The following is a 23,635-nucleotide window of genomic DNA, read 5'->3' as shown; positions in this document are numbered from 1 at the left end:
TTGCATATTTAAGTATGCATAGTTTGCACAAAAGTTATTAATACTAAAGAAATTTTAAAACGCTAAATAATAATGGTTCCTTGGATATATGCCTAATTTCACAAGTGATATTGTGAAATTAATATCATTATAAACTGGTATTAAGCTATTCTTGATAGTGAAAAAACAAAGAATTGTCACAAACTTGTGTGCCATTCTTTATATTACATGTTATTATGTAAGCGGTTACAATTAATTCATAAGGTAAGTTATTATAAATTTATTTGAAAGGATTAATTGTTATGCAAGTAAAACAAACAACATCGTTGAAGGTTAAGATTCAACGGCTTGGGACTGCATTATCAAGTATGGTAATGCCCAACATACCAGCACTAATCGCATGGGGGGTATTAACAGCATTCTTTATTCCGGCGGGATTTCTACCTAATAAAGGATTTGCACATCTAGTTGGGCCAATGTTGGCCTACCTAATTCCATTAATGATTGCCTATACTGGTGGTAAAAATATTTATGAACACCGTGGAGGTATCGTAGGTGCTATTGGTGCCTTTGGAGCAATTCAAATTGCCCAAGATACCCAAGGAATTCCGATGATTTTAGGAGCTATGATTATTGGGCCTCTTGGGGCATGGTTAATGAAAAAGTTTGATGAGTATGTACAACCCCATATTAAAGCTGGGTTTGAAATGTTAGTAAATAACTTTTCAGCTGGTTTTGTCGGATTTTTCTTAGCTTTAATTTCATACAAGTTAATCGGCCCACTTGTTGCTTTATTAACACAATTAATGGCTAAAGGAGTAGATTTCTTAATTGCTACACACTTAATTCCATTAGCCAATGTCTTCATTGAACCAGCCAAAATTTTATTTTTGAATAACGCTATTAATCAAGGAATTTTAACGCCACTAGGACTTGAACAAGCTAAAACAGCTGGAAAGTCATTACTCTTCTTACTTGAAGCCAATCCCGGACCTGGCCTTGGAATTTTAATTGCTTTTATGATTTTTGGTAAAGGTAGTGCTAAAGCAACTGCACCAGGGGCCATCTTAATTCAATTTATTGGTGGAATCCATGAAATTTACTTCCCATATGTAATGATGAAACCGGCTTTGTTCTTTGCAGTTATTGCCGGTGGGGTATCAGGAACCTTTACGAATAATATCTTAGGAAGTGGTTTGGTTGCACCAGCATCACCTGGATCAATTATTTCAATCACGGGGGTTGCTGCCCCAGCTGGGATACAAAATATTTTGAGTGTTTGGGCCGGAGTAATCGTGGCCACTGCGGTAAGTTTCCTAGTAGCCGCAATAATATTAAAACGTGATAAATCATTAGTTGATGATACACAATTAGTTGAAGCACAAGCCCATATGGCTGATGCTAAAGCCGTCGCAAAGGGACAAAATGCAACAAAGGCAACGACAATTACTGATGATATGGCTGACATTAAACACATCATTTTTGCTTGTGATGCAGGAATGGGTTCATCAGCCATGGGAGCTTCAATTTTACGAGATAAGGTAAAAAAAGCTGGGTTAGGAATTGAGGTTACTAACCGGGCAATTAGTAACCTAACTGATGGTGCTGATACTTTAGTGGTTACGCAAGAAGAATTAGCTGACCGAGCAGCGACAAAAGCCCCAAGTTCTGTACGTGTTGCAGTTTCAAATTTTCTTAACTCACCAAAATATGATGAAATTGTTAATATGTTAAGTCAAGCTAATAATATGACATCATCTCAGACCATGGGTGCTAATACTGCTAATACAAAACAAGAAATTGATTGTGATGTTGATTTAAACGTTATTGATGAAGTAGTTTTTGCTCGTGACGAAGATCATATTGGTTCGGCAACAATGGGTAAAGCGGTACTACAGGCTATTTTCGACCGTTCAAATGTGAATATTCCAATCTCAGATGTACAATTTGAAGCACTTGCAAGCTACAATGCACCAAATATCATGGTCGTAACAACACTTGATTTTGCGGATCAAGTTAGCAAATATGCTCCGCGTGCACAAAATGTAGCAGTATCAAGTTTAATTACTACAACCCAATACGACAAGATGATTAAAAGAATGCATGAAAAATAATGATAAGGGAGGGCCAGATTGTGCCAGAAATGTGGTTAACAGAACGTGAAGAAAAAATAATAGATGTTCTTTTACAAAATGGCCCTCAGACGGTCAAAAATTTACTAGATGTAACTAAAATGAGTCGTCGCACACTCTATCGTGATTTACAAAATTTACAAGCTTCATTAACAAGATATGGGGCGTTTCTAGTAAAAGAAGATAATAAATATCAGTTGCAAGGTGATTTTTCAGCATTTAAGCATGCTGAAAAAATAATTGAATGGACGCAAAGTAGTCGTAATGTTGCGGAATTAATTCTGCTATTAATGGATCAAACAACGTTAACACAAATTATGACACATTTTGGTATATCGCAGCCAACAGCAACCGCTGATCTAAAGATAATTGAACAAAATATGCAACGAAACGCTGCACAGTTATCAAGAGATAAAGGATTGCATATTGTTGGTAGCGAATTTACTAAACGTTCATTAATGGTATCTGCTTTGAAGAAAAGTCTAACTACACTTGAAATATTAAAAATGTCACCTAAAATATTTGCTGATAATAAAATAGTTAACCGATTATCATATGATGAATTTGCAGCGATTAACAGTGCTTTTGATGCTGAAGATATGAGTAATTTATCCGATCGTACACAAGCATTAATTAGATTATTCTTTGTCACGACGTTATTACGGATTAAAACGGGTAATTTAATACCTGCGGATGATGAACGTCACCCTAGTAAGGATGCTTTAGAATTTGTGACTCGCATCGCTAGTCATTTGCCTGGTAACTGGCTTAAATTACCAGAAATACTATACTTGGCAACAATTACAGATTCATTATATTTTCAACAAAACGATAACTTATTATTTGCTGAAAAGTACGATGCTGATTTTATCAATAAAGTTCGCCAATTAGTGACTGTAGTTTCCGATGAAGTCAATATTGAGTTTGTTCGCGATAACACTTTATTTAGCCTATTGAATGCACATTTACGGAGTATTTTCATCGTGCCTCAACTATTTGAAGACGAAAAATCAACTTTTATTCAGTCAATTCAAGTTGAACATGCTCGTTTATTTGCAGTCATAGACAAGGCACTAACTAAAGTTTTTGGCAAGCAATTCCCACTAGATGAAATTGCTTTTGTAACTCTGCATTTCACTAGTACGCTTGAGCGTTCTAGTGTAGTACTACCAATGCAAGCAGCTTTGGTGACTGATCGTGGACGAATTTCTGCAGAATTTTTTGCTCGAACACTCAAAACTCAATTTCCATTTATTGAATCGATTCAAATTCTACAACTAAGTAATTTTAGTCAAGATATGGCTAATGATTACGATATTGTGTTTACTACCAAAGAGATGGGAAAAGATTTTATTAAAGTTGATCCTGATTTTCAAGCTAGTAACTTTAACGATATTGCACATGCAATTCGTAAAATACGTGCTCGAATGGATCGGCATCCACGGCAAAATCAACACAAACGTGAATTTTTAAATATTCAAGACTTTTTACAACAGTCACAGCAAATAATTACTGATTTTAATATTAAAGAACTAATGAATCCTGCTGACTTTGAAGGGACAGTTGCCGCAATCGTAGCAGATATTCCGTGGATCAAACGTCAAGCAGAAGTGGTTAAAGTATTAGTAAAGCGTTTTACTGAAACACCTTTTGGTATTCCTGGGACTAATATCGCCTTAGTTCATGGGATTTCTGCTGACATTGTGAAACCATATTTTGCAATTGTTGATTTAAATCAAGCAATAGCTGTTCTAGGTAGTGATAAGCAAGAAATGACAGTTAATCGAATATTAGTTTTAATTGCACCCCAAAATGTGAATGACATTACTAATAGTATTCTTGGGCGTATTACAAGTTCAATCATAGAATATTCCTTGTATACTGCCATTTATCGTTCTGGTAATTATGAAATTATTTATGAATTGTTAAATAAGATAATTAATGAGGCACTACAAAATTATGGTGCCTTAGCAGGTAATGTTTAATAGAAGATAAAATAAGGAGATGCACACATGCATATTCAAAAAGAATTAGTTAAATTGAATCAATATTTTGATAATAAAGAAGATGCAATTCGGTATTGTGGGAATTTATTAGTTGAAGGGGGCTATGTTTCACCCGAATACGTACCTGCGATGATCAAGCGAAATGAAGAATTATCTGTTTATATGGGGAATTTTATTGCCATCCCCCACGGAACCGATGAAGCTAAACGTGAAGTTAAAAAGACAGGAATTACCATTGTTCAAGTACCGCGTGGTGTTGAATTTGGAAGCGAAAATGATACCACCAAAGTCGCAACAATCCTTTTTGGTATTGCTGGTGTTGGTAATGAGCACTTGGAGCTTATTCAAAAAATATCAATTTTTTGTGCCGACGTTGATAATGTAGTTAAGCTGGCTGATGCCACCTCAGTTGATGAAATTGTTAATTTATTAGAAGCTGTTGAAGCTTAAGGAGGAGTTAAAATGAAACAAGCAGTACACTTTGGGGCCGGTAATATTGGCCGCGGCTTTATTGGTGAAATTTTGCACCAAAATGATTTTGAAATTGCCTTTGTTGATGTTAATGAAACGATTATCGATGCACTCAATACCCAAAAGGAATATGATATTGAATTAGCATCTGATGCCCACGAATCAATTCATGTTAACAATGTTCGTGGTATTAACAATGCGAAAAAGCCAGAAGAAGTTATCACGGCAATTGTTAATGCTGATGTAGTTACAACGGCAATTGGTCCTAACATTTTACCATTTATCGCACAATTATTGGCCCAAGGAATTCATGCACGACGCATTGCAAATAATGCGACTCCATTAGATGTGATTGCTTGTGAAAACATGATTGGCGGTAGTCAATTCTTCTTGAGTAAAGTTAAAGAATATCTTGATGAAGCAGATTTAACATACGTTAATCAGTATATTGGTTTCCCAAATGCAGCTGTTGATCGAATTGTCCCTAATCAAGCTAATATTGATCCATTACATGTAATTGTGGAACCATTCTGTGAATGGGTAGTTGATGAAAGTCAAATGAAGAACAAAGAACTTCAAATCAAAGGTGTTCACTATGCTAACGATTTAGAACCATTTATCGAACGGAAGTTATTCTCAGTTAACACTGGTCATGCTACTGTAGCATATAATGGGGCAGCAGCTGGCTATACAACAATTACTGAAGCTTTAACAAATGCCGATATTATGGCAACTTTGCGTCAAGTACAGGCTGAAATTCGCGCTTTGTTATTAGCTAAGTTTGATTTTACGGAAACTGATTTAGTTGCTTATCATGATACGATTTGCGAACGCTTTGCGAACCCATATATTGTTGATAAAATCACACGTGTTGGTCGGACACCAATTCGTAAACTTGGGTATGATGAACGTTTTATTCGCCCAATTCGCGAATTAAATGCACGAAATTTACCATGTGATACCTTAATTGCGACGGTTGGCAAAATCTTCACGTACCAAGATAAAAATGATCAACAAGCCGTTGAATTGCAAGCTAAGCTATTATCAACACCCTTAACTGATGTCATTAAAGATGTTACTAGTGTGACTGACGTAGCCTTAATTTCAAAATTAGAAGCAGCTGTCAAAGCTAACTTAAAAGTCAAAAATTAATTAAAAAAATACCAGCCGCAGCTGGTATTTTTTTAATTTAAACTATGAACGTGGTTCGTTAAATCAATTTCTTCGTAAGTAATGTGATCAAGGTTAGGGTCAAGAGTCTTACTAGTAAATGCAAGGGCTCGGCCGGATTGAACGTATAGAGTTTTGTTAGTTAAATCATAACCGACCCAATAACGTGTGAAATCAGATAATTGGGTGGTAGGTGTTTTGTATTCAAGACCGCGTGGAATGATAACGGGACGAAAAGCCGCGTACAGTTGGGCGATACCGTCTTGAGTATCAAATTTATCCATTAAGTTTGAATAGATGAAACTGCGGACAAATCTCGATGGTGAAGTATAGTCACCAGGAATACCAAAGAGACCGTAACCCGTACCAGCTTCAATAGGGTGTAGTGTTTTATTGTTGATTTGCCGGTCATTTGGGTGATCAATATTAGTAATACCAATATAATTACGGATATTAGTTAAATGATAGTCGTATTCAGGACTGTTAGTCATAACATCTACAAAGTCATAGACCTTAAATTCACCATTGTGAACAGCTTCAAGCACAATACCGGCACCCGTTGGATCAGTGAAGACATAGTGAAGAGGGTAGTTAATTGGATGGCCTTGATAATCCAAGGCGTATTTAATTAGGGCTAGTTTGTCAATGTTAGCTTTGATATCAGCGACAGATTTGTAGTTAGTCAAAATGTAACCAACAAATTCTTCACCAATAACCGGTGTTAAATCAGTTCCAGCAAAGTCAGCTTCATCTTTCCAAGTACATTCCATTAATACTTGTGTGTCACCAGCTAAACCGTGCTCATTAATCCCATCATAGATGAAGGCAGTTTGATCAGCTGCCATCCCAACCATCGCATATTTAGCTTGCCAGTTACGGAATTGACTTGGCACTTCAACATTTGCAGGGATATTAATAATTCGTCCAGGTGGGAGCATGCCTTCATCCTCACCAAACATTGGTAATGCTAAATCCATTGTTCGACCAAAAAAGATATCACCATTAGTCGCGGTTAATTTAATTGCAGTACACATAAATCTTCCTCCTTTAGATATCACATAGTATATAGATAATTATAAGAGTTTAACTAATAAATTCAAATTTAAAGGCTTATGAATAACATTAAAGCTAGCATAAGAAAAATTTACCAAAGAGAAGGAAAAAGATTGTATTTATATGGCGAAAGGGTTATTATTCTTACAACATAAAGTCAGTATTTAATTAGGAAATGAGGGTCTGAATATGAATGTATTTTTACGCTTTCTATCAACTATTTTTGTTGCTTTCACAAATGCTATTCCCAACTGGTTTTTCTTCACGCGCTTAGATAAAAAATCACTTGCTGACTACAATCGGGCAGCATTTGAAAATACTTCGGCTGGCGGACCACGTCATTCACGTGATATGCACTAATATTGCATGCAATATTTGACATAAAGGCTCGTTAAAGTGAGGTCCAAAATGCCAAGTTTAAATCCGGATTTATTAGCGGGGAAACCTGAAATTTTAAAATTATTACCGTTACTTGATGCTAAAGAGCCATCACTAATTGCTCAACGAGATCATTTACTGCAGCAGTTACTACCTAAAATTAAGCGTTACCGTGTTTTACAACTTCAGTTTCATGTAAAAGATGTTATGTATCATGCTCGAGATGGCTATCAATTAGTCTCGCGTTTGTATTGGCCAGATGGTCTCACACACTATAAGCAACCCCTAATCTTATATATTCATGGCGGTGGCCTCATCAGTGGTACGGTGAACCAAGATGATCAAGGAGCTCGGGATTATGCCAGTTTAGCCAATACACCGTTGCTATCACTAGACTATCGCCTGGCACCAGATAATAATAATGTTGATGATCTAGTAACTGATGCATTAGCTGGATTACAATGGGTTATTAAACATCAGGTTGAACTTGGCATTGACATTAATAAAATTCAAATAGTTGGTGTTAGTGCTGGTGGTTGTCTAGCGGCGGGATTAATACCATTTGCTTATGAGCATCATTGGTCAATTGCTCAATTAATGCTAATCTATCCAATGTTAGATGATGCTACAATTCTAAACCAACCGGAATTAACTGGCTTAATAACATGGACTCCACAGATGAATGCCATGGGATGGAAAGGGCTGCTAAAGGATCGGATAGGGGATGAAACTTTACCAAGCTCAGTCGTACCAATGCATACTCAAGATTACACAATCTTTCCACGAACTTATATTGAAGTTGGTGACTGTGATATCTTTGCAAAAGAAGATCAAATATTCGCTAGCAATCTTAGTCAAGCTGGTGTAAATTGTCAGCTATATGTTTATGAAGGCTTACCGCATGCATTTGAAACTTTCGGAGTTGCACCATATTTGTCATCAATATACGCTAATCGACAATCGTGGTTACTTCAAAATAAATAATATACAATTTAAAAAGCACGGATTAAGTCGCTAATAGTAGCGGCTATTTCGTGCTTTTTGTATAGTTTTTACATATATGTTATAATTTAATAATAGTTATATTACATTTTTTATTATCAAATTATTTAGGCATATGAGAGTGATGAAAAACGAATGACGCGTTAAATCAAAGTAAATTGATTTGTTGATAAAGGAGTTTTAAGAACATGAATAATGCTAACAATGTACCCCAATCCTCACGAGAAACTGAGAATACTATGGATATTGATCGACAGCGTTTTTTAAAATTAATTAGTCGATTAGCAACAATAACATGCATTGCAATGTATGTGTCATATATCCCACAAATTATTGCTAACTTTACTGGAAATCCAGTATCACCGCTTCAACCATTAGTGGCTGCAATAAATGCAAGCCTATGGACAAGTTATGGATGGTTAAAGGCAAAAAAAGATTGGCCAGTAATAATTTCAAATGTTCCTGGCATATTTTTTGGAGTGTTCACAGTAATCACAGTTTTTATCCATTAGACTAAATTGTGAAACAGATTTGATTCGAATTGTAATGTAATCAGCGTCAAAAAGCATAATAAAAAATGCAATTTTCAATATACAAAAATTAAAAACAGACTTCAAAGTGAAAGTCTGTTTTTTTATTCATTTATTACTATATAACTTGATTATAAAGTTTTTGTGTATGCCAAATAAAAAAACAGGCAATAATCAAATGTGATTTTAACCTGTTTTAATTTACTAAAACTAAAAGAATAATAAGCAACCAGATAATAATAAGAAACTATATAAAAATTTGTCAAAAGACTGTGGCTGTACCTTGGTTAATAACCATTCTACCAAAATAATGATAACGATAAAGCCAGGTAATAACAATAGTAATGTCTTTAAAACTTCAGCATTCCAAAAGCCGCTAATTCCTTGACCAATAACAATGAAAAAGCCAACAACTGCAAAATATGTTTGTAAGTTCGCACGTAAGTAAGTAAAGGTCCATTTGGAAAGATTACCAAATATAGCAACGGGGGCTCCATGTGTATTAATTGCACCACCAAGGAACCCTGAAATCAAGCCAACTAAAATTTGTGGGATTTTCAATTTTAACTTTGCAGTTTGAAAATTAAATAAATTAAACAGTCCATAGCAAATCAAAAAAAGGCCAGTAAATATTTTTAAAGAAGTTAAACTACCGAATTTTAGAAATAATAATCCTAATGGAACACCGATTGCTGCACCAGTAAAAAGCTTCATTAATAATCTTAAGTCAATTGCTTTGTAATTACGGATAGCACCTGGTAAAGCTAATAATAAGCCCATGATTCCAATGATAGCGATACCATTATGAATATTATATGCTACAAGTAATAATAATGGCGTGGTAATTAAAGCTTCTCCAAAACCAAAGAATGAACGCACAAAGGCACCAACTAAAAAAATAATATAAATAAGTGGGGTTAACATTGTTTCTCCTAAATATAATTAGTATCTATCTTTTGTGATTATACCAGATAAATATTAAACTCAAACTAGTAATAATTACTTTAGGGGGGACATTATATGCAAGTGGAAGGCTCTGAATTATTTCACGCACTTTGTCTATTGATCGAAGATTCAAATAAACAAAGTATTAGGGGGATTAGAAATTATAATCCTGACCAACTACAAGATGTTTTAGTATGCATCCGTAATCTAAAAGAAAATCAAACGGATGACTTTTTTAATGAAGATGCTTTAAGGAGATTTATACTTAACTTATGGGAAGATCATTATACTGGTGTAGAATCAGTTACTGATATGGCAGCAATACTTGAAGATCGCATTACAAACCGAAAGTATAGTGTTTATGACGTTTTTTTGCCAATTAGTGGAGTAGTGATAACCAAAAATTTAAAAGTCGGAGCGCTTGAATTTATGACAAGTGATGAATGGCGACAAAATTTTGCGAAACTATGTAAACAGTTTGATATAAAGGAAACAGAAAAAGAATTTTTTGATGATTCACTACAAGTTCCCGTGATTAAAATACAAGTATCCGCTTTTTATCTAAAAGAAGCGATAACAATTGCTATAAGTTCAGCACAAGTGATTGTAAATTATCTAACAGTTAAGACAGGCAATATTAGAAAAAGTAGCTATTTATTTCAGGTTAACACTATAACAGAAATCCAGCATTTATATGCCTTAGCAATCGGGCATTATGATGGCTATCATCGCGTGGATCAACCACAAAAACAATTACTTCCGTATAAAGATTTTGTCAAAACAATAACGCAAACGGATAGTTTATTAAAATCATTGAAACTAATTAGTAAAAAAATTGCTAATCGTACACCTTTAACTAAAAGTGAAGTAAATTTACGAACAGCACTTGATAAGCAAGCAACAGCATATTTAGATATGGATAACCAACAAAAAATTACATTATTAATTGCGGGGATGGAGGCATTATTAGAACAACCACCCCGTGAGGTCCGTGAAGGTATCGGTAATCAACTGGTACATGGGATTGTGATGCTATTAGAAAAACATCAAACGCATGCTGAGCTAGAAGATTTAAATACTATTGAAGAAAATATTAATGAGTTATATAACATTCGATCACGAATTTTGCATGGTGATAATGTATACGTCTTTAAGAGTGGGTTACAGATACTTGATAGGTATTTAACGGCAATTATTGATGAGGTTGCAGATAATTTTAATAAATTTAATACTGACGAAGGGGTTGCAAGTGCGGTTAAAGTATTACGTGATACAAAAAAAGATTAAAGCTAGAATTCTAATTATATTTTTGATGATTCAATAAAAATATAAAATAAATACCCCCGATTAGGCTGAAAAATAGTATACTATAGACCTATAATATATAAAGTTATGAGGCTACACGATATAATGATAAAGAAAAGAATTTTACAAGCAACAATGCTGTCTGCAGCTTTTTTAGCTGTTGGAACAGGAAGTGTTTTTGTAGCGGACAATCAAGCAACGTCAAATAAAGTTTATGCTGCAACATCGAATAAATGGACTTTAGTTAAAGCAATTAACAAAGCACAAGAATTTCATAGTCAATATTGGACAGCATCAACGTTTAATCAGTTGCAAGCAGCATTAAATAATGCTCGTAAAGTTAACAATCAATGGAATGCTAATCAATGGCAAGTTAACCAAGCAACTAATACATTACAACGAGCAATTAATAACATGCGTCGCCAAGTCGGGGTTAACAAAAGTGGTTTACAACAACAGATTGGTTGGTCTAGTTCATATAATGCTAGTAACTATACCAAGTTATCTTTTACCAACCTTCAAAGGCTTTTAGGACAGGGAAGAGCAATATATAACAATCCACAAGCAACCCAAGCTGATGTAGACAATATTATCTGGCAGATGCATAATGCTGGCTTAAATCTAGTTTCATTGGTGCCACTTAGGACGCAACTAGGTTATTCAACGAGTTATCAAGCTCAATACTATACACCATACTCATTTAAAGTTCTTAAAAATGAGATTAACTATGGATCTTGGACATTGGTTAATCCTAATGCAACACAGTGGGATGTTAATAATGCAATTAAGGTATTACATAATGCTGGTTTGAACTTAACACCTAGTTTGCCAAGTTTAACTTATACGCAGCCAAGTGGGACCTCAATTTCAATTTCTAAATTTAGTAATATTAAAAATGGTGGTAAAGTTATCTTTGATAATACATCATTTGATCAAAGCCCAGTCTTTGATTTGATGGGTAATTATGGTGATGGGATTACTAATATTCCAGAATCATTTTATTTTAAACCAAGTCAAAATGATGTTAATACCCCAATTAATCCAACTAATTTAACTGCTAGTCAAGCACTCGATTTAGCTAATTTTGCAGCAGGAATGGTAAACACGGTGCGAGCACAAATTGGGCAAACACTTCTAAGTGTAACTGGTGATAGCCAAAATGAAGCTGCTACTGTTGCTAAAAATTATGGTTTGGATAACTGGCATGGATTTAATCATCCGGTTACAGCTCCTCATGATTTTAATGCACTCAATAATGCTAATGCACAGTTTGGTAAATACAATTTGGATGGTGAATGCATGTCTTATACATTAGATGTTGCTGTACCATATCTAATTAATCATTATGGTTCAAATATGGCAACTGCTAAGCTTGGTCTAGCCTTTGATATTGTTCGGATGATGTATGATGATGGTGGGGTAAATAATTATGGACATGAAAAGAACTTATTAGATTTAGATAACAATGGTAGCTTGATTTCACGTCAAACTTCATATCTTGGTCTAGCCACTGATAAATATGGTGCCTTTCATATCGCAACTATGCACGCACTAATGCCTGACGAAAAACAAGGGGTATTCAAGTAGTTAATTTAAATTTAGCCGTTACAAAAGGTAAATAATTTTATTGTATTTAGGTCTTTTATCACGGGTTTAAAAAATCGTGACGAAAGACCTATTTTTTTGATCGTTGCCCCATATATAGTCTAAATTGTCATATCATTTGGGGAACGAAACACCACAATACCGTTTTAACAGATGCGGTTGAAGATAATTTGAAAAAACATAAGTACGTAAACATGTGTTACGTACTTTTTTCAGAACGTTAATCGCTAAACAGTTTTTAGTTGCAGAAATTACACAAAAATTTGCTAAAGATTGTTATGATTTAGACCGTTGGAATGCTAGTAAAATCGGTTTGCACTCTCAAGGTGTAAGCTTGTTTTTGTTGATGTTACTACGTATTTGCTATTTGCTATTTTTACGTTCTTTTTGGATTTAATGAATAATGGTATGATTGTAGATAAGCGTATTTGGGATTGGTAACCAATTACAAATAAAACGAACGAATGAGGATTTAATAATAGATGATTGATCAACGTATTAATCGGCAATTTGATGAACCATATATAGAGGACCGTGAAGTTCAGCGTAAGTACATAATCAAAATGAACTTATCATTATTAGTTATCAAGCAATATTTACGTAATTTTATTAATGGACCAGCCGCAAAAATGCAATCATCAATGCTATTTGCAACTTTTTTTGCAGAGTATGCTGACCTAGATATAAATAGTGGTATCCCTTTAATTACAAAAATAGCAAAGAAATTGGCACATGAATTTCAAAATGAACCACTGTTCGAATCAATTTGTGATTTCTTTAATGAACTCGATGAATATGATCCGGGTATTCAAGCTATTTTTATTGATTGTATTAAGCAAATTGATGATATAACTGAAATTGAAGACTTGATTACGGTGTTGCACGATTGGTATGATACATATGTTAATGATGCTATCGAAGCTATCAATGTACATGCCAACTATGTTCCGTTACCAGTAATTGATGAACTTGTTCGCTTCTATGGCTTACAAGAACATGTAAAGCTATATGTTGAAAATTGTGGCTCCGGTGCTCCACAATTGATTTTAGGTGGGAAAACTAGTAGCTTTGTAATGTATGATACAAATGATGATGTAACTCAATTTTTTAGCAATTTATATCAATTTAGTACTAGCGTTTCTATTACGCATATAAAACGCAATGACCGAACAACTGCAATTTTTCCTGATCAACAAAATTGTGATTATGGATTAATTAATCTTGGATATACACACACTGCACAGCATAATCAAATGCAGTTAGCTGGCCGTCAACGAGTTTGGCCTAGCCGTAACAGCGACAATTATATTAATTTAGCAAAATTGCGACGTTTGCTGGCTCCGGATGGTCGTGTGGCAGTATTTGGTAATAAAACTAGTTTACAGATTATTTTACAAGATAATCTTGTCCTTGATGATGTAGCGAATAGCAAATTTGTGGAAGCATTAGTTGTACTCAAGGCTAATCCAGAAGAAATGATGCCAGAAGATATGTATATATTGTACTTTGATATGAAAAATATTGATAAAATTCTAGTTAGTTAAGAGTTACTAGTAATTTAATGTAATTAAAAAGAGCTGTGACAAATACGACAGATGCCACCTTGAAAAGAAATTCTTCAAGGTGGCATCTGTCGTATTTTTTATATAGCGAACTTTTGGAACGCACTTTGTAATTAAATTAGCACTATGAAATAGTTATGTCAAAACATATTTGTAAATAACAAAAATCAATCATTGTAGGTGATAGCCTTGATATTAGCAAAGACTTCGATTCCATAATGACTTAATTCACGACCGTAGCCGGAGTCTTTAATTCCACCAAAGGGTACTTCACTATGTGAGGCCATTCGGCGATTAATAGATAGTTGACCAGTTTCGATTTGACTCGCAAGCCGACGTGCATGGTCAATATCAGTTGCATAAATAGCGCCACCAAGACCGTGTTCTGAGTTATTGGCTATTGCAACAATTTCGTCATCATTAGAAACTTTATAAATTTGAGCAACTGGGCCAAACAATTCAGTATCATACATAGGATTATCAGTAGTCATCCCCGTTAAAATCATTGGGGTGAAGCCAGCACCCGGTTGACTAATATCAGTTAGTTCACCGTAAAGCACTTGAGAACCTCCGGCAATTACCTTCTCAGTTTGTTCATAAAGTTTCTTTTGGGCAGCTTTAGATGATAGTGGTGCAAGTGTGGTATTTTCATCAAGCGGATCACCTAATTTGTAAGTGTCAAATTCAGCTTTAAGCTGCGTTAAAAACTGATCATAAATATCAGCAGCAACAAGATAGCGTTTGGCAGCTGTACATACCTGTCCGGCATTAGTTAATCTAGCTTCAGCGGCTTCTTTGGCTGCACGTTTAATATCAGCATCTGCTAAAACAACAAAGACATCAGTCCCACCTAGCTCCATGCTAGATTGTTTTAGATATTTACCTGCACTAGCAGCAACTTTACGGCCAGCACCATCAGAACCGGTCAAAGCAACTCCTTGAACTCGTGAATCAGCAATAACAGCATCAACTTGATCATAGTCAAGGAAAAGATTTTTAAAAGCTCCTTTTGGCCAACCAGCTTTATGACAAGCTTCTTCAAATGCACTGGCACATTCTGGGACAATGCCAGCATGCTTTAAGACGACGGCGTTACCTAAAATAAAATTAGGAGCAACTACCCGCATAACTTGTGTGTATGGGAAGTTCCATGGCTCAACAGCAAGAACGATTCCAGTTGATTGGTATTCGACGTAAGCTTTACTTTTATCAACATCTGGGAAAGTTTTTGGTTTAATAAATTCAGCACCGTGTTGAGCATAGTAACGGGCAATTGCAACATTGCTTTTGACCTCGTTACGAGCCTGACCAATTAGTTTACCCATATTGGTCGAAAGAAATTTAGCGTAGTATTCGCTATTGTTTTCGAATTCATCAGCGAGTTGACTTAATAATTGTTCACGTTCACTTGCGGCTTGTGATTTACTTGCTTGGTAGAATTCATAACCTTGAGTTAAGGCATCTTCTACCTCTTGATTGGAAGCATTGGAAAATTCTTTAATTAATGTTTCGTTGAATGGATTAACTGCTTGATAACTCACAATAATATCCTCCCATCCTAGTATGGTTCCATTATTTCACTTTCTTTCTGTAAGATAAAGTGATTGAATTGGTTGTAGTGTATTTGTAAAGATAAAACCAAGTTAAGTGATTATAGTTTTACTACAGTAAAAATTATGCTATTTTAATGCTAATAATTATATTCTGAAGGAACACAAAAATATGCAGGCAATCACTAAAAAAAGTTTAAATAACGTGGGAAATAGCATCATTCAAGTGGCCCAACCCCAGCCTAAAGTGGGTGAATTACTAATTAAAGTTACAGCAAATGGTGTTAATCGCTTGGATTTAAATCGACTAACGACAGCTACCGATGATTTGATTTTAGGAATTGAATTTGCAGGAATTGTTTTAGAAAATCATAGCGATAATTCAAAATTTAAACCTGGGTCAAGGGTTTGTGGGATTGTTAGTACAGGTGGTTATGCAGAACAAGTATGTCTTCCTGCTAACCAAGCATTATTACTACCATCGACAATAACTGATATTGAAGCTGCTGCAATTCCAGAGAATTATCTAACAGCCTATCAAGCATTAATTTGGTTAGCTAAATTACAAGAGAGGGAAAACGTGTTAATTCATGCAGGTGCTAGTGGGGTAGGGTTAGCGGCAATTCAACTTGCTAAAGTACTTAGACATGCCAATGTGATTGCAACCGCAAGTCAACGTAAGCATACCGCTTGTTACGACGCTGGTGCCGACTTAGTAATTGACTATCAAACAACTGATTTTGCAACGGCTGTTTTGGATTATAATGAACATGGTGCTGATGTTATCTTAGATTTTATCGGTGCACCATACTTTCAACAAAATTTAACTTGTGTAGCCATTGATGGGCGCCATATTTTAATTAGTACGCTAGGTGGTAGTAGTGTAAAGCAATTGGATCTACGAAAAATAGCTGATAAAAGGATTAGTATAATCGGTACATTATTATCACCACGTAGCGATGAATACAAAGCTAATTTAATCGCAGAATTTATCGCTTGCTATGATAATCTCCAAATAGCTCGCCACTAATTATCGATGCCGCCATTGCAAGAATTGCAGACGGATAACCAAGATGAGAGCTGAAACCAGTTAAACCAAAAACGCTAAACCAATACAGACAGCCAATGCTGCCTAAAATCTCACCACGGTATGGTAAGAGTTTTTCAGTGGTGGAATTAACTTTTAAAATAGGGCCAATAAAAAGACCCAATCCTAACAAACAAAAAAAGATTGTATCTTCAAAATTAATCATTGCATAATCCCCCAGTATTAATCAAAGCATACAAAAAGAAATAAACCTTGTCAAACTACTTTTAAAAGCAATAAGGTGTTATAAAAATATATTGTAAACGCTTTCACGAAGTGGTAATATGTAGGAGTCAAAATAATATCTTTTGATAACTCCATAGAATTAATTAAAGTTTTCATTCCAAGGCCTACATGTGTGGGTCTTTTTTATTTTCCAAAATTAATAAATAATTTATAAAACATCTAATTTTACATAAGTAAATACCGTCTTTTGAAATGGATGGCGTGTATTATTAATGGGATATGGTATGATATAGTTACTGTTGTGTTAATTTAATATATATTAATAAAGCATGCAATAAATCATCATAAAGGAGTTATTGATGAAAGGATTAAAGAAGGTATTAGAATGGGTAATTCCAATTGTTATTGGGGTTGCAATCGCATTCTTTGTTAAAGATAACTTTTTATCAGTCGTTAAGGTTGATGGTACCTCAATGCAACCTAACTTGCAAAACCGACAATCATTGGTATTGTTACATAAGGCGCAAATCAAACATGACTCGGTTGTTGTTTTCGATGCAAAAAAAGTTGATCCGCAAGCTAACGATCAAAATATCGATTATGTCAAACGTGTGATTGGTTTACCTGGTGATTCAATACGATATTCTGCTGATGGTAAATTATTTATCAACAATAAGCAGGCTTCACAAAGTTATATTAGCAAAGACCAACAAAATGCTGGTACACTAAATATGTTAGGCCAATCATTTCCTGGTTTCACGTTAACTTCATTAGCAACTGCACATAAATGGACTTTTAAAGCTAATAGCGATAATGTTATCCCAAAGGGTTATTACTTTGTAATGGGTGATCATCGCTCAGTATCAAATGATAGTCGGTATTGGGGATTAGTACCTAGAGATCAAATTTTAGGGGTTGTTAAAGCCTTTCCTTGGCAAGCACACCACCAAATTATTAATAGTTATCAAGCAAACTAAGATAAGATAAGACGGGAGGGAATCTTCTCGTCTTATTTTTTTAATTAATTGATGGCTTTTTAACTAAATAAAATGGTATGGTTTAATAAATAACTTAAATTGAGGTACATTTATGGTTTATATTTCGTTGGGAATTGCAATTATTTCAGAACTAATTGCAACATCATTATTGCGGATCAACGCAACAACTTCAGGCTTCAATCCGATGTTATTATTAGGAATTATTGTATTTTACTGTGTTAGTTTTTATTCGTTAGGCCAATCGTTAACTGTAATTCCAACTGGTATCGCGTATGCAATATGGTCAGCGGTGGGGATTGTCATTTTGACAGTATTAGATCTGGTGGTGTATCATACGCATTTCGTATGGCAAGTTTATTTAGCATTAATGTTAATTGTGTGTGGCGTAGTTTTACTTAACTTATACGCACCAAGTCATGGATGAGAAAAAAGCACTGATAGGGATAACTCTATCAGTGCTTTTTTGAAGTTAAAGGCTGAATTTAGCAATAATTTTGTTAAGAGTGCTCATAATCATTGGATGCTTACTATCACGACTAGTAAGCAGATAAAAGTTACGATTAAATGTTTCATCAAGTTCCTGATAGGGGATGTCTTTAGGTAGAGCATTTAATGAAACAATTGATTTACCAATACCAGCATTCAAAAGAGCCATGATGATGTCGTTATTTGCAATCATTATTTGCTTTTCTGGACGCAAATGTTGTGCTTTAAAATATTGTTGTGTGAAATGATAAACCCCAGATCCAGCTTCTCGAACAAGCCACAATTTATTTCCCAAATCTCCAGCTAAAACTAATTGATCGAGCATCATAATATGACTAACAACATTATTATTAACGATAGGTTTTTCAATTAAACCCATATCAATTTGATGTTGACTCAATAATTCAAGAACTTGATCAGAATTATGCATTTGAACTTGAATATCGAAATTTATATCTTGCTCAAGAATAAATGGAATTAATTTAGGTAAAAAAATAGCCCCAGTTGTATGCGATACTGCAATTTTAAATGGAACTTTAGGATCATGATGGCTTAAAACATCTTGTTCTACAGCAGTCCAATCGTTCATAATTTTAAGTGCTTTATCATAAATTCTTCGTGCAATTTCAGTTGGAATGACCTCACTATGGCCATTACGAATAAACAATTGTGTATCAAAATGAGTTTCTAATTGCTGAATGTGATTGCTAACTGTTGGCTGGGAAATAAACAGCTGACGAGCTGCGTTGGAAAAATTCCTAGTTTCATATACAGTAATAAAAGTTGTTAAAAGTCTAAACATATTAAATCCTTCATATTAAAAAAACTGATTGATTGTATTAAATAAATAAATTTTACAAATCTTACTTTGCATTTTACACTATAAAATATAAGTTAGTTAGAAAGAAGGTTTAATTAAATGAAAATTAAACGCACAATGATTTTAGGGATTATAGTAACGCTCATATTATCTGTTATTTCAAAATTTTTGGCGACTTTTTTGCCTCAATTGGGTGCAGAATCAATTGCTATGCTACTAGGAATAATTTTAGGAAATACAGTTTTTACTAATAAGCGTTTTGCTCCTGGAATGAAATGGGCTGAAAAGTATCCCATCGAGATTGGAATTGCTTTACTTGGATTAACCGTTACTTTTAAGACAATCGAAAACTTAGGTATTAATGGGATTGCTTTTATATTAATTCAAATGTTTTTAACCATTGCTGTGGTCTTATTCATGGGTGAGCGCTTATTTAAAGTTTCAAGTGAATCAGCCATGCTAATGGGAGCAGGGAATGCGGTATGTGGTTCAAGCGCAATTGCTGCGGTAGCCCCAGTTATTGGTGCAGATGATGACCAACGTCGAACTACTGTTGCCACTGTTAGTTTGACTGGGGTATTACTTTTGTTGGTTTTGCCATTATTAGGACCACATTTAATCGGCCATAATAATGTTTTATTAGGAGCATTAGTTGGTGGAACTGTTCAATCAGTTGGTCAGGTTGTAGGAACCGCAGCTTTAATTAATCCGACAGTTGTTACTTATGCAACAATTTTTAAAATGCTTCGAATCATTATGTTAACAGTAGTTGTCTTAGTATTTGCACGTATGGCACAAAAAAAAGCCTCTAACTCTAAGATAATGAATCAAGCCAAAAAATTTAATGTACCTTGGTTTATTATAGTCTTTGTTGTTTTCCTACTAATTAATAGTTTTTTGCCACTTCCTCATATACTAACCGGAAGTGCTAAAGAAATCGCTAGTTTCTTTGGGATTGTCAACTTAGCTGGAATTGGTTTGAATTTGAAATTTAAGACAATTAAAGACTCTGGTGTACGATTCTTAAGCTATGGCTTTACTACAGGAGTATTCCAAATTTTATTAGCAGTAATTTTAATTAAAGTATTATTTTAATAATTTATTTCTATATTAAAAGGGCAGTTTTCATGATGGAGACTGCCCTTTTTTACGTACTTTATTAAAAATTAAATGATAGGGATCAAGTAAATGGAAATACGTGAATTTTTACTGCAGTTAAGTTTAACACCTGGATTAAATCAAAAACAGTTAACTTTTTTAGCTACATGGATTCAAAATCATCCCCAAATATCGCTACCATTAAATTGGAGTTTTATCTGTCAGTTACTTAATTTATCTGATAATCAAGCAATAAAAGGAAAGCAATATTATGGAAGTGTTCAACAGCAACAACAAATGCAACAACAATATCCATATTTAGCTATCAGTGATGCTGCTTATCCATTATTACTAAAGGAAAGTTTTCAGCCACCAGTTATTATTTATTATGATGGTGATTTACGTGCACTACAGTTACCATTAGTATCGTTAGTTGGTGCACGTAAGGCTACTGCATACGGCCGCCAAGTTTTATCGTGCTTAATTAGGCCATTGCAAGCTGCCGGTATTGGAATCGTTAGTGGCTTGGCAATGGGGATAGATTATTATACGCATGTACAGTGCATCGAACAACGAGCAGTCCCAATAGGTGTTATTGGGACTGGTTTAGATATTGCGTACCCTAAAAGTTCCCAAAGATTACAAAATTTAGTTGCACAAACGGGTATTGTTTTAAGTGAATATCCAGTGGGGACGGGACCACGAAAATATCATTTTCCCGCTCGTAATCGTATTATTGCTGGTTTATGTCAGACAACGGTTGTGATTGAAGCGGCTGAAAATTCAGGCAGTTTAATTACAGCTAATCTTGCATTACAAGAAAATCGCAATGTCTTAGCTGTTCCTGGTCCAATTAATGCCCCGATGTCAGTGGGGTGTAACCAATTAATTGCAGCTGGAGCCGGGTGTGTGATGGTTGGTGGAGATATTTTAAAGGAAATGCGCCTAAATAATGTTTAAATTAAGGAATTATTTTGCAATAAGCACGGATTATTTTTGACATTTTTCGCTTTGGTGTGTTATCGTGCTAAATGACCAATTTATTTTGAAAGTCGAAATATAAAATAAATACTAGGAGCATTCATGGCGACTACGACTAAAAAAACAACGTTAACTGCCAAAAAAGCTAGTGAAAAAACAGCTACTAAAGCAGAAAAATCAAAAAAAACAACTAAAAAAACAACTAAACGCAAAAAGAACTTGGTAATTGTGGAATCACCTTCAAAAGCCAAAACAATTGAAAAATATCTCGGAAGTACCTATAAAGTAGTAGCATCTTTGGGGCATGTGCGTGACTTACCAAAGTCACAGATGGGTGTTGATACCGACAATAACTTCGAGCCTAAATATATCTCAATTCGCGGTAAAGGGGATGTTATTAAAGGTCTCCGTAAAGAAGCTAAAGCAGCTAAACAAGTCTTTCTCGCAAGTGACCCGGACCGTGAAGGGGAAGCAATTGCTTGGCACTTAAGTTATCTACTTGGCTTAAATCCAGAAGATAAAAATCGGGTTGTCTTTAACGAAATCACTAAAGATGCCGTTAAAGATGCCTTTAAAACCCCGCGGGCAATTAACATGGATCTAGTTGATGCTCAACAAGCACGGCGGGTTCTTGACCGCCTTGTTGGTTACTCAATTTCACCAGTCTTATGGAAAAAAGTTAAAAAAGGCCTCTCAGCAGGCCGTGTACAATCAATTGCGTTAGATTTAATTATTAAGCGTGAACGTGAAATCGAAGCGTTTGAACCAGAAGAATATTGGACTCTTGATAGTGAATTTAAGAAAAACCGCACTAAATTTAAAGCAACTTTCTATGGCTTAGATGGTAAGAAAACTGCGGTTCCAGATAACGCTGCAGTGCAAGCAATTTTGCAACAACTTGATCAACAAGGCGACTTTGAAGTGCTTGACGTTGTTAAAAAAGAACGTAAACGCCAACCACAACCACCATTTACAACTTCAACAATGCAACAAACGGCTAATACACAATTGAATTTCCGGACACGCAAAACCATGATGGCGGCCCAACAATTGTATGAAGGTATTAACTTGGGTGGTAAAGAAGGTACGGTTGGATTAATTACGTATATGCGGACGGACTCAACGCGGATTTCAGCGGGGGCTAAAGCAGAAGCAGCCCAATTTATTCATGACGCATATGGTGAAGAATATGCCGCTAGTCATCCCCGCTCAGTAAAATTACAAGAAGGAGCCCAAGATGCCCACGAAGGGATTCGGCCAACTTCTGTTTTACGGACACCGGATTCAGTTAAAGATAAATTAACTAATGACCAATTCAAATTGTATTCATTGATTTGGTCACGCTTTGTGGCTAGTCAAATGACCCCTGAAATTTTGGATACCATGACTGTTACGATTGCCCAAAATGGCGTAACGTTCCGTGCAAATGGCTCTAAGACTAAGTTTGCTGGGTTTACTAAAGCATATGCCTCAGCCAAGGAAAAAGATAATGTCTTACCTGATCTTGAAATTGGGGATGCAGTGCAATTAAGTAAAATTGATCCGGCCCAACACTTTACACAGCCACCAGCCCGATTCTCTGAAGCGGCATTAATCAAAGCACTTGAAGAAAATGGAGTGGGGCGCCCATCAACGTATGCGCCAACTTTGGATACAATTCAAAAACGGAATTACGTTAAGTTGGAAGCTCGGCGCTTTGAACCAACTGAATTGGGGATGATTGTTGAAGATGTGATCAAAGACTTCTTCCCGGACATTATCGATATTAAATTTACGGCCAATATCGAAGAACAACTTGATAATGTTGAAGTTGGTAAAGAGCAATGGGTAAAAGTCATTAGTGATTTCTTTGGTCCGTTTGAAGAAGAAGTGCATAAAGCCGAAGAAAACCTGGAAAAAATCACCATGAAAGATGAAATGGCTGGTTTTGATTGTGATATTTGTGGGGCGCCAATGGTTGTTAAACTTGGTCGTTTTGGTAAATTCTATGCTTGCTCACGCTTCCCGGATTGCCGAAATACTAAAGCAGTCGTTAAGGAAATTGGCATGGTTTGTCCGGTCTGTCATGAGGGACAAGTTATTGAACGTAAATCACGCCGGAATCGGATTTTCTATGGTTGTTCACGTTATCCTGATTGTGATTTTACATCATGGGATAAACCATTGAATCGTAACTGTCCAAATGATGGTCACTTCTTAGTTGAAAAGAAGGTTAAGGGTGGTAAGCAAGTTATTTGTCCAAATGGTGATTATGAAGAAGACGTACAAAAATAAATGGGCACGATAATAAG

At 35.2% G+C, this 23,635-nt stretch carries 21 protein-coding genes; 16 read left to right on the top strand and 5 right to left on the bottom strand.

The annotated features are described in order from the left end of the window. Positions 1-281: 281 nt before the first annotated feature. From HF964_RS02470 to HF964_RS02455, 4 genes are read left to right on the top strand one after another with little or no spacing between them, the layout of a single operon-like run. Positions 282-2,093 carry a PTS mannitol transporter subunit IIBC gene (locus HF964_RS02470; RefSeq protein WP_168721458.1) on the top strand — a complete coding sequence of 604 codons (1,812 nt, stop codon included), beginning with the start codon at positions 282-284 and terminating at the stop codon, positions 2,091-2,093. A gap of 29 nt (positions 2,094-2,122) precedes the next feature. Further along, positions 2,123-4,096: a BglG family transcription antiterminator gene (locus tag HF964_RS02465; RefSeq protein WP_246220234.1), complete on the top strand. Its 1,974-nt coding sequence runs from the start codon at positions 2,123-2,125 to the stop codon at positions 4,094-4,096. Between the two features lie 27 nt (positions 4,097-4,123). After that, complete coding sequence (locus tag HF964_RS02460; RefSeq protein ID WP_168721456.1) at positions 4,124-4,567, top strand: PTS mannitol transporter subunit IIA; 444 nt, start codon at positions 4,124-4,126, stop codon at positions 4,565-4,567. Positions 4,568-4,579: 12 nt separating this feature from the next. Then, entirely contained in the window at positions 4,580-5,740 is a 1,161-nt protein-coding gene (locus tag HF964_RS02455; protein WP_168721455.1) for a mannitol-1-phosphate 5-dehydrogenase, read from the top strand. A gap of 32 nt (positions 5,741-5,772) precedes the next feature. On the opposite strand, the gene HF964_RS02450 is transcribed toward HF964_RS02455, so the two are convergent. Further along, positions 5,773-6,792, bottom strand: coding sequence for a linear amide C-N hydrolase (locus tag HF964_RS02450; protein WP_168721454.1), 1,020 nt, complete (start codon positions 6,790-6,792; stop codon positions 5,773-5,775). Between the two features lie 208 nt (positions 6,793-7,000). Between HF964_RS02450 and HF964_RS02445 the strand changes: the two genes are divergently transcribed. The 3 genes from HF964_RS02445 (at position 7,001) to HF964_RS02435 (ending at position 8,703) form a co-directional block, all read left to right on the top strand. Beyond that, positions 7,001-7,171 carry a hypothetical protein gene (locus HF964_RS02445; protein ID WP_168721453.1) on the top strand — a complete coding sequence of 57 codons (171 nt, stop codon included), beginning with the start codon at positions 7,001-7,003 and terminating at the stop codon, positions 7,169-7,171. A 48-nt stretch (positions 7,172-7,219) separates the two neighbouring features. Further along, positions 7,220-8,173, top strand: a complete 954-nt coding sequence (locus HF964_RS02440) for an alpha/beta hydrolase (RefSeq protein WP_168721452.1) — start codon at positions 7,220-7,222, stop codon at positions 8,171-8,173. Positions 8,174-8,430: 257 nt separating this feature from the next. After that, complete coding sequence (locus HF964_RS02435; RefSeq protein WP_210726985.1) at positions 8,431-8,703, top strand: SemiSWEET family transporter; 273 nt, start codon at positions 8,431-8,433, stop codon at positions 8,701-8,703. A 228-nt stretch (positions 8,704-8,931) separates the two neighbouring features. Here HF964_RS02435 and HF964_RS02430 read toward each other — a convergent pair whose 3' ends face one another. Continuing rightward, positions 8,932-9,645: a sulfite exporter TauE/SafE family protein gene (locus HF964_RS02430; protein ID WP_168721450.1), complete on the bottom strand. Its 714-nt coding sequence runs from the start codon at positions 9,643-9,645 to the stop codon at positions 8,932-8,934. Positions 9,646-9,741: 96 nt separating this feature from the next. Between HF964_RS02430 and HF964_RS02425 the strand changes: the two genes are divergently transcribed. The 3 genes from HF964_RS02425 (at position 9,742) to HF964_RS02415 (ending at position 14,120) form a co-directional block, all read left to right on the top strand. Continuing rightward, a complete protein-coding gene (locus tag HF964_RS02425) occupies positions 9,742-10,953 on the top strand; it encodes a hypothetical protein (protein ID WP_168721449.1) in 1,212 nt (403 codons plus the stop codon). 123 nt (positions 10,954-11,076) lie between these two features. Further along, positions 11,077-12,558, top strand: a complete 1,482-nt coding sequence (locus HF964_RS02420; RefSeq protein ID WP_168721448.1) for an SEC10/PgrA surface exclusion domain-containing protein — start codon at positions 11,077-11,079, stop codon at positions 12,556-12,558. A gap of 500 nt (positions 12,559-13,058) precedes the next feature. Beyond that, positions 13,059-14,120: a hypothetical protein gene (locus tag HF964_RS02415; protein WP_168721447.1), complete on the top strand. Its 1,062-nt coding sequence runs from the start codon at positions 13,059-13,061 to the stop codon at positions 14,118-14,120. A 185-nt stretch (positions 14,121-14,305) separates the two neighbouring features. On the opposite strand, the gene HF964_RS02410 is transcribed toward HF964_RS02415, so the two are convergent. Further along, complete coding sequence (locus HF964_RS02410; RefSeq protein ID WP_168721446.1) at positions 14,306-15,679, bottom strand: aldehyde dehydrogenase family protein; 1,374 nt, start codon at positions 15,677-15,679, stop codon at positions 14,306-14,308. Between the two features lie 181 nt (positions 15,680-15,860). On the opposite strand from HF964_RS02410, the gene HF964_RS02405 reads away from it, so the two are divergent. Beyond that, positions 15,861-16,718, top strand: a complete 858-nt coding sequence (locus HF964_RS02405; RefSeq protein ID WP_168721445.1) for a zinc-binding dehydrogenase — start codon at positions 15,861-15,863, stop codon at positions 16,716-16,718. Here HF964_RS02405 and HF964_RS02400 read toward each other — a convergent pair. After that, a complete protein-coding gene (locus HF964_RS02400; RefSeq protein ID WP_168721444.1) occupies positions 16,678-16,941 on the bottom strand; it encodes a hypothetical protein in 264 nt (87 codons plus the stop codon). The genes HF964_RS02405 and HF964_RS02400 overlap by 41 nt on opposite strands. Before the next feature lie 379 nt (positions 16,942-17,320). Here HF964_RS02400 and lepB point away from each other — a divergent pair, with 379 nt between their 5' ends. Both lepB and HF964_RS02390 read left to right on the top strand, forming a co-directional pair. Beyond that, positions 17,321-17,938, top strand: coding sequence for a signal peptidase I (gene lepB, locus HF964_RS02395; RefSeq protein WP_168721443.1), 618 nt, complete (start codon positions 17,321-17,323; stop codon positions 17,936-17,938). A 112-nt stretch (positions 17,939-18,050) separates the two neighbouring features. After that, on the top strand, positions 18,051-18,383 hold the full coding sequence (locus HF964_RS02390) for an SMR family transporter (protein ID WP_168721442.1): 333 nt from the start codon (positions 18,051-18,053) through the stop codon (positions 18,381-18,383). Between the two features lie 45 nt (positions 18,384-18,428). Here HF964_RS02390 and HF964_RS02385 read toward each other — a convergent pair whose 3' ends face one another. Further along, on the bottom strand, positions 18,429-19,247 hold the full coding sequence (locus HF964_RS02385) for a LysR family transcriptional regulator (RefSeq protein WP_168721441.1): 819 nt from the start codon (positions 19,245-19,247) through the stop codon (positions 18,429-18,431). A gap of 117 nt (positions 19,248-19,364) precedes the next feature. Here HF964_RS02385 and HF964_RS02380 point away from each other — a divergent pair, with 117 nt between their 5' ends. The 3 genes from HF964_RS02380 to topA all read left to right on the top strand — a co-directional run bounded on the left by HF964_RS02380 (position 19,365) and on the right by topA (position 23,618). Beyond that, a complete protein-coding gene (locus HF964_RS02380) occupies positions 19,365-20,360 on the top strand; it encodes a YeiH family protein (RefSeq protein WP_168721440.1) in 996 nt (331 codons plus the stop codon). A gap of 93 nt (positions 20,361-20,453) precedes the next feature. Then, positions 20,454-21,323, top strand: a complete 870-nt coding sequence (dprA, locus tag HF964_RS02375; RefSeq protein WP_168721439.1) for a DNA-processing protein DprA — start codon at positions 20,454-20,456, stop codon at positions 21,321-21,323. Positions 21,324-21,446: 123 nt separating this feature from the next. Further along, positions 21,447-23,618, top strand: coding sequence for a type I DNA topoisomerase (topA, locus tag HF964_RS02370; RefSeq protein WP_168721438.1), 2,172 nt, complete (start codon positions 21,447-21,449; stop codon positions 23,616-23,618). The last annotated feature ends 17 nt before the right edge of the window (positions 23,619-23,635 follow it).

It is taken from the genome of Periweissella fabalis (assembly GCF_012396505.1).
GTDB lineage: Bacteria > Bacillota > Bacilli > Lactobacillales > Lactobacillaceae > Periweissella > Periweissella fabalis.
Note: the sequence above shows the minus strand (reverse complement) of the source record. Positions and strands in the feature narration are given on the sequence as shown.

Bases quoted from the DNA above. Each gene is read 5' to 3' on its own strand.
- HF964_RS02470 (WP_168721458.1), top strand. From the start codon at position 282: ATGCAAGTAAAACAAACAACATCGTTGAAGGTTAAGATTCAACGGCTT.
- HF964_RS02465 (WP_246220234.1), top strand. From the start codon at position 2,123: ATGTGGTTAACAGAACGTGAAGAAAAAATAATAGATGTTCTTTTACAA.
- HF964_RS02460 (WP_168721456.1), top strand. From the start codon at position 4,124: ATGCATATTCAAAAAGAATTAGTTAAATTGAATCAATATTTTGATAAT.
- HF964_RS02455 (WP_168721455.1), top strand. From the start codon at position 4,580: ATGAAACAAGCAGTACACTTTGGGGCCGGTAATATTGGCCGCGGCTTT.
- HF964_RS02450 (WP_168721454.1), bottom strand. From the start codon at position 6,792: ATGTGTACTGCAATTAAATTAACCGCGACTAATGGTGATATCTTTTTT.
- HF964_RS02445 (WP_168721453.1), top strand. From the start codon at position 7,001: ATGAATGTATTTTTACGCTTTCTATCAACTATTTTTGTTGCTTTCACA.
- HF964_RS02440 (WP_168721452.1), top strand. From the start codon at position 7,220: ATGCCAAGTTTAAATCCGGATTTATTAGCGGGGAAACCTGAAATTTTA.
- HF964_RS02435 (WP_210726985.1), top strand. From the start codon at position 8,431: ATGGATATTGATCGACAGCGTTTTTTAAAATTAATTAGTCGATTAGCA.
- HF964_RS02430 (WP_168721450.1), bottom strand. From the start codon at position 9,645: ATGTTAACCCCACTTATTTATATTATTTTTTTAGTTGGTGCCTTTGTG.
- HF964_RS02425 (WP_168721449.1), top strand. From the start codon at position 9,742: ATGCAAGTGGAAGGCTCTGAATTATTTCACGCACTTTGTCTATTGATC.
- HF964_RS02420 (WP_168721448.1), top strand. From the start codon at position 11,077: ATGATAAAGAAAAGAATTTTACAAGCAACAATGCTGTCTGCAGCTTTT.
- HF964_RS02415 (WP_168721447.1), top strand. From the start codon at position 13,059: ATGATTGATCAACGTATTAATCGGCAATTTGATGAACCATATATAGAG.
- HF964_RS02405 (WP_168721445.1), top strand. From the start codon at position 15,861: ATGCAGGCAATCACTAAAAAAAGTTTAAATAACGTGGGAAATAGCATC.
- HF964_RS02400 (WP_168721444.1), bottom strand. From the start codon at position 16,941: ATGATTAATTTTGAAGATACAATCTTTTTTTGTTTGTTAGGATTGGGT.
- lepB (WP_168721443.1), top strand. From the start codon at position 17,321: ATGAAAGGATTAAAGAAGGTATTAGAATGGGTAATTCCAATTGTTATT.
- HF964_RS02390 (WP_168721442.1), top strand. From the start codon at position 18,051: ATGGTTTATATTTCGTTGGGAATTGCAATTATTTCAGAACTAATTGCA.
- HF964_RS02385 (WP_168721441.1), bottom strand. From the start codon at position 19,247: ATGTTTAGACTTTTAACAACTTTTATTACTGTATATGAAACTAGGAAT.
- HF964_RS02380 (WP_168721440.1), top strand. From the start codon at position 19,365: ATGAAAATTAAACGCACAATGATTTTAGGGATTATAGTAACGCTCATA.
- dprA (WP_168721439.1), top strand. From the start codon at position 20,454: ATGGAAATACGTGAATTTTTACTGCAGTTAAGTTTAACACCTGGATTA.
- topA (WP_168721438.1), top strand. From the start codon at position 21,447: ATGGCGACTACGACTAAAAAAACAACGTTAACTGCCAAAAAAGCTAGT.